The sequence below is a fragment of the Phycisphaerae bacterium genome, assembly GCA_017999985.1.
GTDB lineage: Bacteria > Planctomycetota > Phycisphaerae > UBA1845 > Fen-1342 > JAGNKU01.
In genome coordinates, this window is the sequence record JAGNKU010000003.1 from 295,692 (window position 1) to 310,301 (window position 14,610).

The 14,610-nt window shown below is 68.3% G+C and carries 8 protein-coding genes; 3 read left to right on the plus strand and 5 right to left on the minus strand.

Features of this window, described 5'->3' with window-relative positions; translation table 11 throughout:
- The first annotated feature begins 74 nt into the window (after nt 1–74).
- The gene (locus KA383_06360) at nt 75–2,462 is read left to right on the plus strand and encodes a glycoside hydrolase family 88 protein (GenBank protein MBP7745739.1); all 2,388 of its coding nucleotides are present in this window, start codon (nt 75–77) and stop codon (nt 2,460–2,462) included.
- 96 nt (nt 2,463–2,558) lie between these two features.
- On the plus strand, nt 2,559–3,731 hold the full coding sequence (gene galK, locus KA383_06365; GenBank protein ID MBP7745740.1) for a galactokinase: 1,173 nt from the start codon (nt 2,559–2,561) through the stop codon (nt 3,729–3,731).
- A gap of 30 nt (nt 3,732–3,761) precedes the next feature.
- Here the strand turns inward: galK and KA383_06370 are convergent, their stop codons facing one another.
- The 5 genes from KA383_06370 to KA383_06390 all read right to left on the minus strand — a co-directional run bounded on the left by KA383_06370 (nt 3,762) and on the right by KA383_06390 (nt 11,879).
- Nucleotides 3,762–5,825: a sodium/solute symporter gene (locus KA383_06370; GenBank protein MBP7745741.1), complete on the minus strand. Its 2,064-nt coding sequence runs from the start codon at nt 5,823–5,825 to the stop codon at nt 3,762–3,764.
- Nucleotides 5,826–5,849: 24 nt separating this feature from the next.
- Nucleotides 5,850–9,764, minus strand: coding sequence for a DUF4981 domain-containing protein (locus KA383_06375; protein ID MBP7745742.1), 3,915 nt, complete (start codon nt 9,762–9,764; stop codon nt 5,850–5,852).
- A 16-nt stretch (nt 9,765–9,780) separates the two neighbouring features.
- Complete coding sequence (locus KA383_06380; GenBank protein MBP7745743.1) at nt 9,781–10,866, minus strand: galactose mutarotase; 1,086 nt, start codon at nt 10,864–10,866, stop codon at nt 9,781–9,783.
- 75 nt (nt 10,867–10,941) lie between these two features.
- Nucleotides 10,942–11,262, minus strand: a complete 321-nt coding sequence (locus tag KA383_06385; protein MBP7745744.1) for an L-rhamnose mutarotase — start codon at nt 11,260–11,262, stop codon at nt 10,942–10,944.
- Between the two features lie 281 nt (nt 11,263–11,543).
- The gene (locus KA383_06390) at nt 11,544–11,879 is read right to left on the minus strand and encodes a hypothetical protein (protein MBP7745745.1); all 336 of its coding nucleotides are present in this window, start codon (nt 11,877–11,879) and stop codon (nt 11,544–11,546) included.
- A 315-nt stretch (nt 11,880–12,194) separates the two neighbouring features.
- Here KA383_06390 and KA383_06395 point away from each other — a divergent pair, with 315 nt between their 5' ends.
- A complete protein-coding gene (locus KA383_06395) occupies nt 12,195–14,555 on the plus strand; it encodes an alpha-L-rhamnosidase (GenBank protein ID MBP7745746.1) in 2,361 nt (786 codons plus the stop codon).
- Nucleotides 14,556–14,610 lie beyond the last annotated feature (55 nt).

A 14,610-nucleotide genomic window follows, 5' to 3' on the forward strand; every position in this document is an offset into this window, starting at 1 on the left:
CCGCGCGTACAACCCGACCGGGTGGCTCCACGTCGTGCGCGGCGCGCTCAGGACGTTGCGGAGGTAGCCGCAGGATGAAACGTGCCGCCTGGACGATGAGCACGCTGGCGTCGGTTGGCATGGCGCTGTGCGGACTGGCGGCGCGGGCCGGGACGGACACCGCCAATGATGGTCCGGCCGGCGAGAGCTTTCGCCGCTTCACGCACGACGGGGCCTGGTGCTGGTTTGCCGACCCGCGGGCGGTGCATCACTCCGGCCCGCCCGCGCACACGTACGTCGGCTGGGTGAACAGCCAGGGCGACATCGTCGTCGGCGCGCTGGATCTCACGACGCAGGCGATCGACACCGTGATTCTCCAGCGGAAGTTTGAGTGCGACGACCACGCGGCGCCCGCGCTGGTGGTCCTGCCGGACGGGCGGCTGCGGGTGTTCTATTCCAAGCACGCGGATACGGTCATGCGGACGCGCATCACGGAGCGTGCGATGGACATCAGCGCGTGGGAGCCGGAGCAGACACTCGCATTGAACAACCCCGCCGAGCTGAAACCTGAACATCCCAACGCGGTGTGCTACCCGAATCCGGTCATGCGTGCCGACGGTACGCTGTTGCTGTTCTGGCGCGGTACGAACGGGCGACCCTGCTTCGCCGTGTCGACCGACGGTGGGGCCACCTTCGGGCTGGGCCGCATCGTGTTCCAGGCGCCGCAGGCCGACGCCCATAACCGCCCGTACCTGAAGGTGGCGAGCCGCGATGGCCAGATAGTGCACCTGGCGTTCACAACCGGGCATCCCCGTGACGAGGAGACCAACAGCGTCTTTTATTGTTCGTTTGACGGACAGGTGTTTCGCCGTGCTGATGGAAGTGTGATCGGCAGCGTCGACACGCTGCCCATTGACCCGTCGGCGTGCGACGTCATCCACGACGGGCCGGCGACGGGCGTGCGTGCATGGCTGTGGGATATTGCCGCGGATGCGGTGGGCCGCCCGGCGATTGCGTACACGCGTCTCCCGGCCGAGACACGCCACGTGTACTACTACGCGTGCTGGGATGGAGCCGGGTGGAGACAGACACCCGTCGCGGATGCCGGCGCCTGGTTCCCGCGATCGGCCCGCGCCGGGGTGGAGCGCGAGCCGCACTATTCCGCCGGAATCGTGCTGGATCATGCTGACCCGCGCCGCCTCTACCTGGCCCGGCCGCGGCAGGGCGTGTTCGAGCTCGAGCGCTGGGAGCTGTCCGCGCAGAACGGCCAGTGGCAGCACGCGGCGCTGACCGCGGGTTCGCAGTACGACAACGTGCGCCCGGTCGCAATCCGCCAAGCGCACGCCGACGGTCCCCGCGTCTTGTGGATGTGTGTCGATCGCAGCTACGAACACTACACGCAGTACGCCTGCTCATTGCGGATGGACCGCCCCGAGCCGCCGCGCACCACGAACGCGCTCGACCCGGACACGATCGTGCGGACGATGGAGCGGGTGGGGCGCTGGCAACTCGCGAATCCGGCGGTGCATCCGGCGTGGGATTGGACGCACGGAGCGTTTTACGCGGGGTTGATGGCCCTGGTGCGCACCACGGCCGACCCGGCGTTCGAGCGGGCGGCGCTGGAGATCGGGCGGGCAGCCGAATGGAAGCCGGGCCCGCGCAAGTACTTCGCCGACGACCACTGCGTCGGGCAGATGTACATCGAGCTGTACCTGCGGCACCGCGACGAGGCGATGCTGGCGCCGATCCGCGCCGCGCTCGACGACTTCGCCGCTCAACCCGCGGATGAGCCCCTGGACTGGCGCAACGAAATCCACCTGCGCGAGTGGGCCTGGTGTGACGCGCTGTTCATGGGGCCGCCGACACTGGCACTGCTCTACGAGGCCACTCGCGACGCGCGCTACTTGCGAGAGCTCGACCGGCGGTGGTGGAAGACAACCGATTTCCTGTATGATCCGGGCGAGCATCTGTACTTCCGCGACGGCCGTTTCATCGCGAAGCGCGAGTCCAACGGCCAGAAGGTCTTCTGGAGCCGCGGCAATGGCTGGGTGCTCGCGGGTCTGGCACGCGTGTTGCAACACCTGCCGGCCGAGCATCCGACGCGCCCGCGCTACGAGCAGCTCTTCCGGAAAATGAGCGCGCGGATCGCGGCCCTGCAACAGGCGGACGGGCTTTGGCGCGCGAGCCTGCTGAATCCGGCCGGCTATCCGTACGCCGAAACGAGCGGCTCTGGCTTCTACTGCTTCGCGCTCGCGTGGGGCGTGAACGCCGGCCTCCTGGAGCAACAGCAGTACCGGCCGGTGGTCGAGCGAGCGTGGAGCGCGCTGGTCCGTTGCGTCGATTCGAACGGAATGCTCGAATGGGTGCAGCCGGTCGGCGACGACCCGCGGCGCGTCCGAGCAGCGCACACCGATGTCTACGGCGTCGGCGCGTTGCTGCTGGCGGGCGAACAGGTGCGGCGGCTGGTGCAAGAGTCACCGTAGCGGCAACGGATGATCACGACGCCGCGGGCGGTGCCCGCGCCAATTCCGCGACAGGACGTTCCGGAACAACTAGTGAGTGAGTAGCGAGGACATGTGATGGCACTGCGTGCGGCAGCAGACGTGAAGGCGGATTTTGAGCGGCGCATGGGGCGACCGGCGACGGTGGTAGCGCGAGCCCCGGGCCGCGTCAACATCATCGGCGAGCACACGGACTACAACGAAGGTTTTGTGTTCCCGATGGCACTCGAGCAGTGCACGTGGGTGGCCGCTGCGCCCCGGACGGACGGACAGGTTCGGGTGGTCGCCGCGGAACTCAATGACGAGCAGCAATGGCCGCGCGGCGGGTGGTCCAAACAGGGCTTTCCGGGATGGACGAACTACGTCGCGGGTGTGGAAACGCTGGTCGGCGCCCTGCGCCCCGGCGCGCCCGGCGCCGACGTGCTTATCGCGAGTGACGTGCCTGTCGGCAGCGGCCTTTCCAGCTCCGCCGCGCTCGAAGTATCCACGGCCCTCGCCTTCGCGGCGCTCGGCGGCGTGACGCTGGAAGGGCAGCCGCTCGCCGACCTGGCCCGCCGCGCGGAGCACGAGTACGCACACGTGCCGTGCGGCATCATGGACCAGTATGTCAGCGTGCTGGCCCGGCGTGCGCATGCGTTTCTGCTCGACTGTCGCAGCCGGACGTGGGAACACGTGCCGCTGCAGCTTGGCGACGCGGTGGTGCTGGTCGTGAATTCCGGCGTACGGCACGCACTGGCGTCGGGCGAGTACGCCGTGCGCCAGAAGCAGTGCCAGGCCGCGGTCGCGTATTTCCGCCAGCGCAACCCGGCCGTGCGGGCGCTGCGCGACGTGACGTCGGCGGACGTCGAGGCGCACCGGCGGCAGCTCGAGTCGCTTGTGGCCGCCCGGGCACGGCACGTGACGACCGAGGATGAGCGGACGCGGGCGGCGGCGGCCGCGCTGCGCAAAGGTGATCTCGAGACCCTCGGCCGGCTGCTGTACGCGTCGCACGAATCCCTGCGCCGGGATTACGAGGTGTCGTGCCCCGAGCTGGACCTGCTTGTCGACATCGTCCGCGGCGTGCCGGGTGCTTACGGCGCGCGCATGACCGGCGGCGGGTTCGGCGGCTGCATCGTGGCGATCGTCAAGCAGACGGCCGTGCCAGCGGTGACCGAGGCGGTGCGGGCGCGCTATGACGCTGCGGGCCACGGGCCCTCGTACGCGATCGTCACGCAGCCGGGCCCGGGCGCCGCGCTGGAGTTTCGCGCGTAGCGTCGCGCCGCCGGCAGGGCGTTGTGCCGGTCACCAGAACACGATGTACAGCACGACCGTGAGGATGCAGACTCCCACGCCGAAAACGACCGCCGAGCGCGACGGCGACACGTCCATCTTCGCGTTGACCGGCAGCACCACGGGTTGCTTGAGCGGCGCCGCGAGCGTGATCACCGTCAGCACCGCCATCACGATGCCAAAGCAAAGGGCCATGCGGTCGAGGAAAGACCAGCCGGCGATCACCCGCAGCACGCTGGGCGTGCCGTCGCCGAACAGCGTGGTGCTGTACTTGAAGAGGCCATAGAGCACCGGATTCAGCAGGAGACCGACGGTGCCGACCGAGCGCGGGGCGCGGTGCACCAGGACGCCGAAGAGGAAGATCGCCAGGATGCCCGGCGAGATGAAGCCCTGGAATTCCTGGATGAACGTGAAGATCCCGCCGAACATCGGGCTGCCGAGGAACGGGGCGATCGACATGGCGATGAGCACGAACAGCACGACAAACACGCGTCCGGCCGTCACGAGCTCGAAGGAGGACGCGTTCTTGCGCAGCTTGTGATAAATGTCCATCGTGGCGATGGTCGACGCGGAGTTCAGCATCGAGGCCAGCGTGCTCACGACCGCGCCGAAGATCGCGACCAGCACGAAACCCTTGAGGCCGACGTTGACCGGCAGCAGCCGGCGGATAAGCGTGGGAAACGCATTGTCGTAGTCATACGCGGGCAGCGTCTCGACCGCGAGGCCCGCGGGGCCGGCTTTCAGCAGGCGGTCGTTTGCGGCCGCCAGCGCCGCACCCTGGGCCGTCGCGTCCAGCGTGCCGCCGACGAGGCGGGCGTTGTGTGCGGCGATCCGGGCGGCGTCCGCGGGGTGCAGCGCGGCGAAACGGTCGTTGAACCGGTACGCGCGCGCCGTGGCCGGTGCCGTCGCTCGCAGGTTTGCCTCGATCTGGGCGATAATGCGCGCGTTGCGCTTGTCGGCCGCGGGCTTCAGCCCGTCGGACAGTTCCGCGTACAGTTCCGGCGAGCTGGCCGAGACCACCAGGGCATTCCGGTTCACCGCGTCGCTTTGCAGGTCGGTGCAGAAGAGGTTGAAGGCCAGGATGCCGGGAATCACGACGATGAAGGGGATGATCAGCTTCAGGAACGCGGCGAAGACGATGCCCTTCTGGCCCTCGCGCAGGCTCTTGCTGCCCAGCGTGCGCTGCGTGATGTACTGGTTGAGTCCCCAGTAGAAGAAGTTCGGAATCCAGAGGCCCACGACGAGGGCCGTCCACGGCACCTCCGGATCGCGCGCGTCGCGGACCATGTGCAGCTTGCCTGCCGGCAGCGGCCCGGAGTTGAGCTGCCAGAACCGCGACCAGCCGCTGCTGCCCTGCAGGTCGCTGGGCTGCACGCCGTCCGTGACCGCGGTGACCGCCAGGGCCGCCGGGTCCGCGCTGCCGAGCGCCCGCAGCGCCAGGTAGGCGATGATCGCGCCGCCGATGATGAGGCCGGAGCCCCACAGCAGGTCCGTCCAGGCGCAGGCCTTCAGGCCGCCGGCGAAGACGTAGATGGCGGCGACGATACCGATGATCCAACAGCCGACGGTGATGTTGCCGAAATCCAGCGGGCCGAGGATGGCGCCCTGGAAGTTGCCCGTGACCACTTTTGCGCCGGAGAAGATGACGGACGCCGTCGGCACGCCCACCAGGATGATCAGCGTGGCCACGGCCATGACGGTGCGCGCGAAGGTGTTGTAACGGTACTCGAGAAACTCGGGAATGGTATAGATGCCGCTCTGCAGGAAGCGCGGCAGGAAGATGAACGCCACCACGACGAGCGTGATCGCGGCCATCCACTCGTAGCTCGCGATGGCCATCCCGAGCCACGCCGCCGCCTTGCCGCTCATGCCGACGAACTGCTCCGTCGAGATGTTGGCCGCGATGAGGCTGAAGCCGACGAGCCACCAGGTCAAGCCGCGACCGGCGAGAAAGTAATCCTGGGCACCCTGCTCGCTGCGGGTCTTCTCGCTGCGGCCGGCCCACATGCCGATGCCGATCACGATCAGCGCCAGCACCACGAAGACGATGATGTCCACCAAGCCGATGAATTCCATGAATCTTCCTTTCGCGCCGCGGTTCTACTCACACTGCCGGGAGGCCTGGGACGCTAGTCGGCCCCCGTGGTTGGGTCGTCCGGTTGAAGTCGCGCCGGCTCCGGGAGCCGCGCGCGCCAGTGCGGCCGGCGTATCGACCGCGGGGTCAAACGTGCGCAGCCGAAACGAGTACACATACGCCTGGGCGGGCAGGCGGAATTCCGGGTGGGGCAGCGCGCCCCAGCTGTCATCGCCGCCCACGCCCATCTGCCGCAGGTCCAGGTTGAGTGTCACGAAGTCGCGCACCGCCAGCTCGTGTGGATGCTTGGGGCCCTCGAGGTCGGCCGTCGTGAACGGCAGGGCGTTCACGCTCAACAGCGGCTGGCCGACCGCCAGCAGCCCTGCGTGGCCGGCACCGTGCAGCGCCACCCAGCGCACGTCCACCTTGTTGCCGGTTTCGCCGGGCTCGCTGTAGTCCACGCAGAACTGGGCGGCCACCGCGCCGGTGTACTGACCGATGCGCGCGTCGCTCCGGTCGCAGTACGTCTCATGTGGGCCGCGACCGAACCAGGTGAGCTGGTCCAGTGCGCCGGCGACGCTGGCCTGCATTCCCACACGCGGCAGGTCCGGCAGACCCTCGGCACGTGGCTCACAGCGCAGTTCGACCACCGCGTCGCCCGTGCCGTAGAACCGGTAGGTCAGCGCGAGCTCGATCGCGGGGGACGCGAGCGCGCCGCGCGCCTGCACCGTGACACACCGCGGGGCGGCGCGGTCGACGAGCACCGTCTCCGCCTGCCAGCGTGCGCCGGCGTCGCGCCAAACGCCCAGCCGACCGGCCATCTGGCTCCCGCGATCGTTGTCGATCGGCGCCCGCCAGAAATGCGGCCGCAGCGGGGCGACGAGCAACTCGGTCCCGTCCCGCCGGCAGGACGTCAGCAGGCCGGTGGTAGCGCTGACCGTCCAGGTGGTTTCGCCGGCGCGCAGGACCACGCTGGCGTCATCGGTTGTGAGCTCGACCGCGGGAATGTCCGCGAGTGGGCGCGGCGGCGCGGGCCTCTCAATGGGCAGATTGAACTGCTCCCAGGCGACTTCGTAGCCGCGCGGGGCCCACCACGCGTCGTGCTTGAGGCGGAACGAGAGATCGAGGAAGTACTCGACGCCGGGTTCGGGTGTCACCGGCGTGAAGGGCACCGTGATATCGCGTGTGACGCGCGGCGCGAGGTCGAGTTCAGGCAGACGACCCCGCTGGATCACCTGGTTGTCCTCCCGGACCTCCCAGTAGCCTTCAACGACGTCGCTGAGCGTCGTGAAGTCGTGCCAGTTGGTCACCTGGACGGTCCCCTGCGCCAGATCGACCGGACGGGCGTGCACGTACTGGTAGACCTTCTTGAGTTCATACAGTCCCGGGTGCGGCACGCGGTCCGGACTGACGAGCCCGTTGCAGCAGAAATTGTCGTCGCTGGGCGTGCCCGGCGGACCGAGATCGCCGCCGTAGGCCCAGTACCACCCCTGGCCCGGCGACGGCCCGGTCCACGCACCGTGCTGCACCGCCAGCGCGGCGGACGCGAAGTCCAGGACGACGCCGGCTTCGGGCCGGGTCGGGGCGGCGACTTCCGGGGCGCTCAAGGCCCGATCGTAGACGCGGGCCGCCCGAATCAGACCATTGGAACTGCGATTCGGGTTCTCGGCGTCGGCGCCGACCGCGACGGGGGCGCTGTTCGAGTGCGGTCGCCCAACCATCGGCTCCGCGGCCTGCTCCTGGCCGTTGATATAAAGGCGGAGCATCTGGCCGTCGAAGACGCCGGTCAGGCGCTGCCAGTGGCCGAACCAGTCGACGGGCAGCGGCGCGCGGGCGCTGATCCAGCGGCGGTCGCTGTCAATGGTATAGATGAAGAACTCCAGGTGGTCGCGCGTCTGCTTGAGTGCATACTGCGTGTCGCCCTTGGTAATGTAGGGCGCGTGCTCCGCAGGCTGCAGTGGCTTGACAACCGCTTCGAGCGTCAGCGGTCCGGTGAGGTCGAGCGCGGGTGCGGGCGCAAAGACGACGCTGCCGGCGAGCGCGTCGTCGCTCAATACCCCGCGCAGCTCGGCCACCGCGGGCCGCACGCGGGCCTCGTCGCTGATTACCAGCGTGGTGCGCGGCGGGATCGGCTGGCGCAGCCCTTGGTCGACCCAGTCCCAGATGAAGCCGCCTTGCAGGTGCTTCTGGCTGTAGATCAGCTCCCAGTACTTCCACAAGTTGCCATTCGAGTTGCCCATCGCGTGTGAATACTCGCACAGGATGAAAGGTCGCGTCTGGGGTTCGCGCGCGTACTCGGCGAGCTGCGCCGGGGCCGCGTACATCGGGCAGACAATATCGGTCGCCGGGTCGAGTCCGGCGCGCTCGTAGTGCACGGGACGCGTCGGATCGCGGCCGCGGATCCACTGCGCGGTCGCGACGAAGTTCGGCCCGAAGCCCGCTTCGTTGCCGAGTGACCAGATGATGACCGATGCGTGGTTCTTGTCCCGCTCCACCATCCGCACCGTACGGTCCAAGTGGGCGGCGGCCCACTCCGGGCGCTTGGCGAGCGTGCGCTCCCCGTAGCCCATGCCATGCGATTCGATATTGGCCTCGTCAATCAGGTAGAGGCCGTATTCGTCGCAGAGGTCATACCAGATCGGCTGGTTCGGATAGTGGCACGTGCGGACGGCGTTGATGTTGTGCTGCTTCATCAGGCGAATGTCTGCGATCATCGAGGCGCGGGTGATGGCCTGACCGAGATCGGGGTCGTGCTCGTGGCGGTTGACGCCCTTGAGCAGCACGGCGCGGCCGTTCACAAGCAACTCGCCATCGACAATCGCGACGTTCCGGAAGCCGATCCGGACTGGAATCACCTCGGTCGCCATGCCTGTGTGGTCGTGCAGGGTCAGCAGCAGCGTGTACAGGTTGGGCGTTTCGGCGGTCCATTTCACTGGCGCCGCCAGCGCGCCGCGGAGCACAAACGTCGACGTTTCGCCGGCCGCGACGGCCTGGTCTTCCGCGTGCAGTGCGAGCACGTGCTGGCCGGCCGGGTCGAGCAGCTTCGCGGTCACGGTGGCTTTCTGCACCGCGGACCCGAAATTGCGCACGCTGGCGTCGATTTCGAGCGTGCCGTCTTCCAGCGAGTCGTCGAGCCGGGGGCGCGCGTCCACGTCCCACACATGTAGGTCGCCCACCGCGAGCAGATAGACGTCACGGAATATGCCGCTCAGCCGCCAGAAATCCTGGTCCTCGAGGTATGAACCGTCGCTCCAGCGATACACCTCGACCGCGAGGAGGTTCTTCCCGGCGTGCACGTACGGCGTAATGTCGAATTCGGCGTCGGTGCGGCTGCCCTTGCTGAAGCCGACGCGCGTGCCGTTCACCCACACGTAGAACGCCGAAGCCACGCCTTCGAACCGCAGGAGAATGTGCCGCCCCGCCCACGCCTTCGGTAGCTCGAACCATCGCCGATACGAGCTCACCGGGTTGTTGTCCGCGGGAATGTGCGGCGGGTCGGGCGGGGTGCCCCACGGATACGTGATGTTCGTGTAGATCGGAATCCCGTAGCCGTGCAACTCGACGTTCGCCGGCACCGGGATCGTTGCCCAGGTGCTGTCGTCGAACTCCCGGCGGAAAAAGTCCAGCGGACGGTCGGCTGGCTTGGGGACCCAGTGGAACTTCCAGGTGCCATTGAGCAATTCGAAGTACGGGGAGCGCAGCGGGTCACGGCTGCGGGCCGCCTCCGCGTCCGGGAAGGTGCAGCGCACGGCGCGCGGACCCAGCCGGTTTACGTGCGTGCACGTCGGGTCCTGCCATTCGAGCGGTGTCTGTCCGGACGCACACGGCGCCAGGGCGAGCGCGAGCATCAGCGGCAGGACGCCGCGCGGATGTCCGCAGTCCGCCGCGCCGGCCCCCCTGCGGCGGTACGGCGTGCTGCAATGCGGCGATCGACCATGCACGAGGTGCACCTTCGCTCTATCGGGTGGAGAACCGGTACACCGCCGTGTGCCGGTACTGCTGCCCGGGCCGCAAAACCGTCGACGGAAAGTGCGCGTGGTTCGGCGAGTCCGGGTAGTGCTGCGTTTCGAGGCACAGGCCGGCCCGGCGCTGGTACGGATGCCCGCCTTTGCCTATGTGACTGGAATCGAGAAAGTTGCCGCTATAGAACTGCAGCCCGGGGGTCGTCGCGAAGAGCTCGAGCCGCCGGCCGCTCGTCGGATCGCACAGCGTAGCGGCTGGTTGGCGTTGTATGTCGCGCTGGTCGAGTACGAAATTGAGATCGTAGCCCCCGCCATACTGCAACTGGGCGTGCTCGGCATCGATCCGCAGCCCGACGACGGTCGGCGTCCGGAAGTCGAATGGCGTGCCGGCGACCGGCACATACTCGCCGGTAGGGATCAGGCCGGCGTTCACCGGCGTCAGCCGCTCCGCGGCGATCATCAGCTCGTGGTCGAGAATCGTCCCGCGGTCGTGTCCGCCAAGATTGAAGTACATGTGCTGCGTGAGGTTGACGACGGTGGGCGCGTCACAGGTCGCGTCGTACTCCACGCGCAGCTCGTTGCGGTCCGTAAGCCAGTATTCAACGGTCACATCGAGGTTGCCGGGGTAGCCCTCTTCGCCGTCCGGGCTGCGCCGGTGAAACCGGACGCCGGCGGCGCCCGCCTCGGTAACCGGCTCGGACTCCCAAAGCCGCTTATCGAAGCCCAGCCGGCCGCCGTGCAGGTGGCACGGCAGCCCCCCCGATGCGCTGTTGGTGGCCAGCGTGTATGTCCGGCCGTCCAGCGTGAAACGGCCGGCGGCGATGCGATTGGCGTAGCGTCCAACCACGCAGCCCATGTAGGCCGAGTTCGCCATGTAGTCAGCCAGACGATCGTAGCCGAGCACAACGTCGGTCGGTTGTCCGTCACGATCGGGCGCCGTCAACGACACGATCGTGCAGCCGTAGTCCGTCGCGCACACCTGCAGACCCGCGCGATTGGCCAGTGTGTAGAGGCGCACCGGACGGCCATCACGCATCTGGTCCCACGCAGCCGCCGAGACACTGACCTGGTCGCGCTGCATGTCTGTTCATCTCCTCGATTCGCGGGTCGCGGTGGACGGTGCTGGGCAGCGGTCGCGCGCGTCACCGGCGCCGGCTTAATCCAGGTGAAACACCTCTTCGAGTCGCAGCAGGGCCCGGTCGGCCGCGCGCCCGCCGGTATGCTCGAACAACGGCGCCATCTCCGCCTGCCAGCGCGTGTTGACGTCGGTCCGCGCCATGCCCGCCAGAGCGGCGGCAAAATTGTCCGTCTCCAGGTATCCGAAAAGCAGCCCGTCCTCGCGCAGAAACAGGGAGTAATTGTGCCAGCCCGTGCTCCGCAGCGCAGCGCGCATCTCCGGCCATACTTCGCGATGACGCCGCTTGTATTCGTCGAGGCACTCGGGCCGGACCTTCAGGACGAACCCAACGCGTTCCATGCGCATCCTCCTGGGACATCGCGCATCCGTGCCCTGCGTGCGTCGCTCGGCAGCGTCCAGGCTGCCCGGCACGTCAACCGCACCGGGCCGGCGGGAAGTCCCGGCGACCCGCGGGACGCTTCGTCGTGCACCCGCCGCGGGTCCGCTGTCATGATGCAGGGCCTAGTCTAATGAGTCGTCCGCGTGTGGTCGACCCCCGTCCGGCAGAGTGCGCGCCGCACTGCGAGCCCACACGCCACGGCGCGCCTCGCGGTGGTGGTCAACGCGCGCATCCTGATTGGTCACGCGCTGCGACGCTTTCGAGAGAGTGGGCCGGCGCCGGGTTCGGCGCCGAGTGTCAGCAGTTCGTCCGCCGCCTCGCGACGTTCAACGGCGGCCTCGTCGTCGTCCTCCGCCTCCCGCAGCCAGCGGATGACGTCATCCTCGGTCGGAGGATGCGGAACGCGCTCGCCAACGCGGAAGGTAGTCCCGCAAGCGCGGCACCGGGCCTGGCGCCCGAGCGCCTTGGCCGGGATGTGGTAGGCCGTGTGACAAGCCGGGCAAACACATTTGATTCTTTCGGGCCACATCGTCCACCGCCTTTCCGGTCGGATGAGGGCACCGGGCTTGCGCGCCATCGCGCCCACATCCTGACCAGCCGCAAGCGTTGCGTTCCTGCACCCTGGTAGACACGTGCGAACCGGTTACGTTGGGGACGAATCGAGTTGCGCGAGAACCCGGCAGCGCTGCGGACTCAGTGTGGGCGCCAGTGTTGGCGCTCAACGCATCGCGCGGCCGCGCTGCTGATGACGCCGCGCGGCGCACGCGCGCCGCTTTGGCACTTGCTGATAGGCGCCCGTCGGTGGTAAGGAATACCCTTCAGTGCCGCCGATCCCGCTTGTTCCGTGCGAGCCGAGAAGTAGCGCTCGCCTCCCCGGCCACGAGGTGCATGCATGGCCAGCCGTGTCAGCCGCATCTTCCTGCCCGCCCGCGAGCACCTGGGCAACACCAATATCATGCGCTGCCAACCCATCGACGCCGCCGCGTGGATCTGGCACGGACAGGTCCCCGACGACGAGCCGGTGTTCCTCCGTTTCCGGTGCGTGTTCGCGGCGGCCGATCTGCCGCTGCTGCTGCACGTCAGCGCCGACGAACGCTATGTGCTGCTGCTCGATGGCCAGCGCATCAGCCGGGGCCCGGATCGCGGAGATCTTGACCACTGGCATTACGCGACCTACCGCGTCGCGCTCGATCCCGGCCCGCACACGCTGGAGGCCTGGTGCTGGCGGCTGCTGAACGCTGCGCCCCTCGCGCAACTTTCGTGGCGCGGCGGGTTCATCCTCGCGGCCGAAGGACCGTACGACGCCGCTCTGACGACGGGCAAGGCCCCGTGGCAGGTCGTCCGGCTGGTCGGCCAGCGGCCCGTGGACGCGGGCAATCCGGACTGCTTCGGGGTCGGCGCAGCCCTGGAGTGGGACGCGCGTATGTACCCGTGGACCAATGACGGCGCGGTTGCGGCGGTCGTCGTCCGCGAGCCGGTGCGCGACAAGCCGTGGGGTGTGGTCACGCCCGGCTGGCGCTTGACGCCGTCGGCCTTGCCGGACCAGTTGGATCGTGGCATCCGGGCCGGCCGAATAGTGGCGGGCGGGGCGGGAATTCTGGACCGTGACACCCCCGTGTCGGCGGAGGCGTTGCAGTGGTCGGAGCGGGCCGCCTGGCAGGCGGTGGTCGCGGGCACGCACCCGGTCACTGTGCCGCCGCACACGACGCTCTACGTGATCTGGGACCTTGACGAGTACTACTGCGCGTATCCGTGTCTCGAAGTCGATGGTGGGCGCGACGCGCGGATTACCTGGGGCTGGAGCGAAGCGCCCTATGCGGCTGACGGCCGGTCGAAAGGACACCGCGGCGAAATTGCGGGGAAGCGCTTTGTCTGCTTCGCCGACCATTTCATCGCGGACGGCGGCACGCGTCGCTTCACGACCCACTGGTGGCGGTGTGGGCGCTACTGCGTGATCACTGTCGTCACCGCGGCGGCACCCCTCACCATCAAGAGCCTGTCGCTCGATGAAACCCGTTATCCGCTGGAAATGACCGGCCGGCTCGAGACGCCCGACGCGGGCCTGCCAGCCGTGGTCGCGCTGTGCGTGCGCGGCCTGCAGATGTGTAGTCACGAGACGTACCTGGACTGTCCATACTACGAGCAGCTCATGTACGTCGGCGACACGCGGCTCGAATTGCTCACCACGTACGTAACGACTGACGACGACCGGCTGGCGCGACAGGCGCTTCGTTTGCTGGATGCGTCGCGTGTGAACTGGGGCTTCGTCAACGAGCGGTATCCCTGTCGCGAGCCGCAACACAGCGTCACGTTCGCGCTGCTCTGGGCTCTCGTGCTGCGCGACTACGCCTGGTGGCGCAACGACCCGGCGTTTGTCTGCGACCGGCTGATCGGGTTGCGCAGCATGCTGGAGCACTGCGCGCCGTACCGCAACAGCGATGGACTGCTGGAAGGTCTACCCGGCTGGTCGTTCATCGACTGGGTGCCTGAATGGGAGATGGGTTGCGCGCCCGACGGCCAGCCGGGCGTATCGTCGTTGAACAACCTGCTGTACGTGCTGGCCTTGCAGGCTGCGACCGACCTCGAGGCGCTCGCAGGCGAGCCGCTGCTGGCCCGGCGCTACACCCAGCAGGCGCGCGTGACCGGCCGTGCCATCGTCGCACGCTTCTGGGACCGCCGCCGCGGCCTGGTTGCCAACGAGCTGGCGCATGCGACCTTCAGCGAGCATGGTCAGGCGCTGGCGCTGCTGAGCGGCGTCGTCACGGGGGCGCGGGCGTGGCGCGTGCTGCGCGGGTTGCTGGAAGCGTCGGATCTGCACCGCGCCAGCCACTACTTCAGCTTCTATGTGTTCGAGGCCCTGCGTGCGACGGGACAGGGGCAGCGCATCCTGCCGCAACTCGCGCGCTGGAAAGCGATGGTTGCCCAAGGCTGCCGGACGCCACTCGAGACGTACGAACCCAGCCGCAGCGATTGCCATGCGTGGTCGAGCCAGCCGCTGTTCCACCTCTACGCCACGGTCGCCGGCATTCGGCCGGCGTCGCCCGGGTTCCGCACCGTGCGAATTGAGCCCCAGCTCGGCGACTGGCCGCGCATCGCCGGGGCCCTCCCGCACCCCAACGGGGCCATCGAGTTTGATTTCGATGCCCGCCGCTGCCGCGCGAGGGTGACTCTGCCGGCCGGCATTCATGGGACGCTGCTGTGGCAGGCCTGCGAGGTTCCGCTGACGCCGGGACGCCAGGAAATTGACCTGTAACGGGCGAGCCGGCGGCCCACGCGGCTAACCGGGCGAATCAGCGACCGCCTGGCTT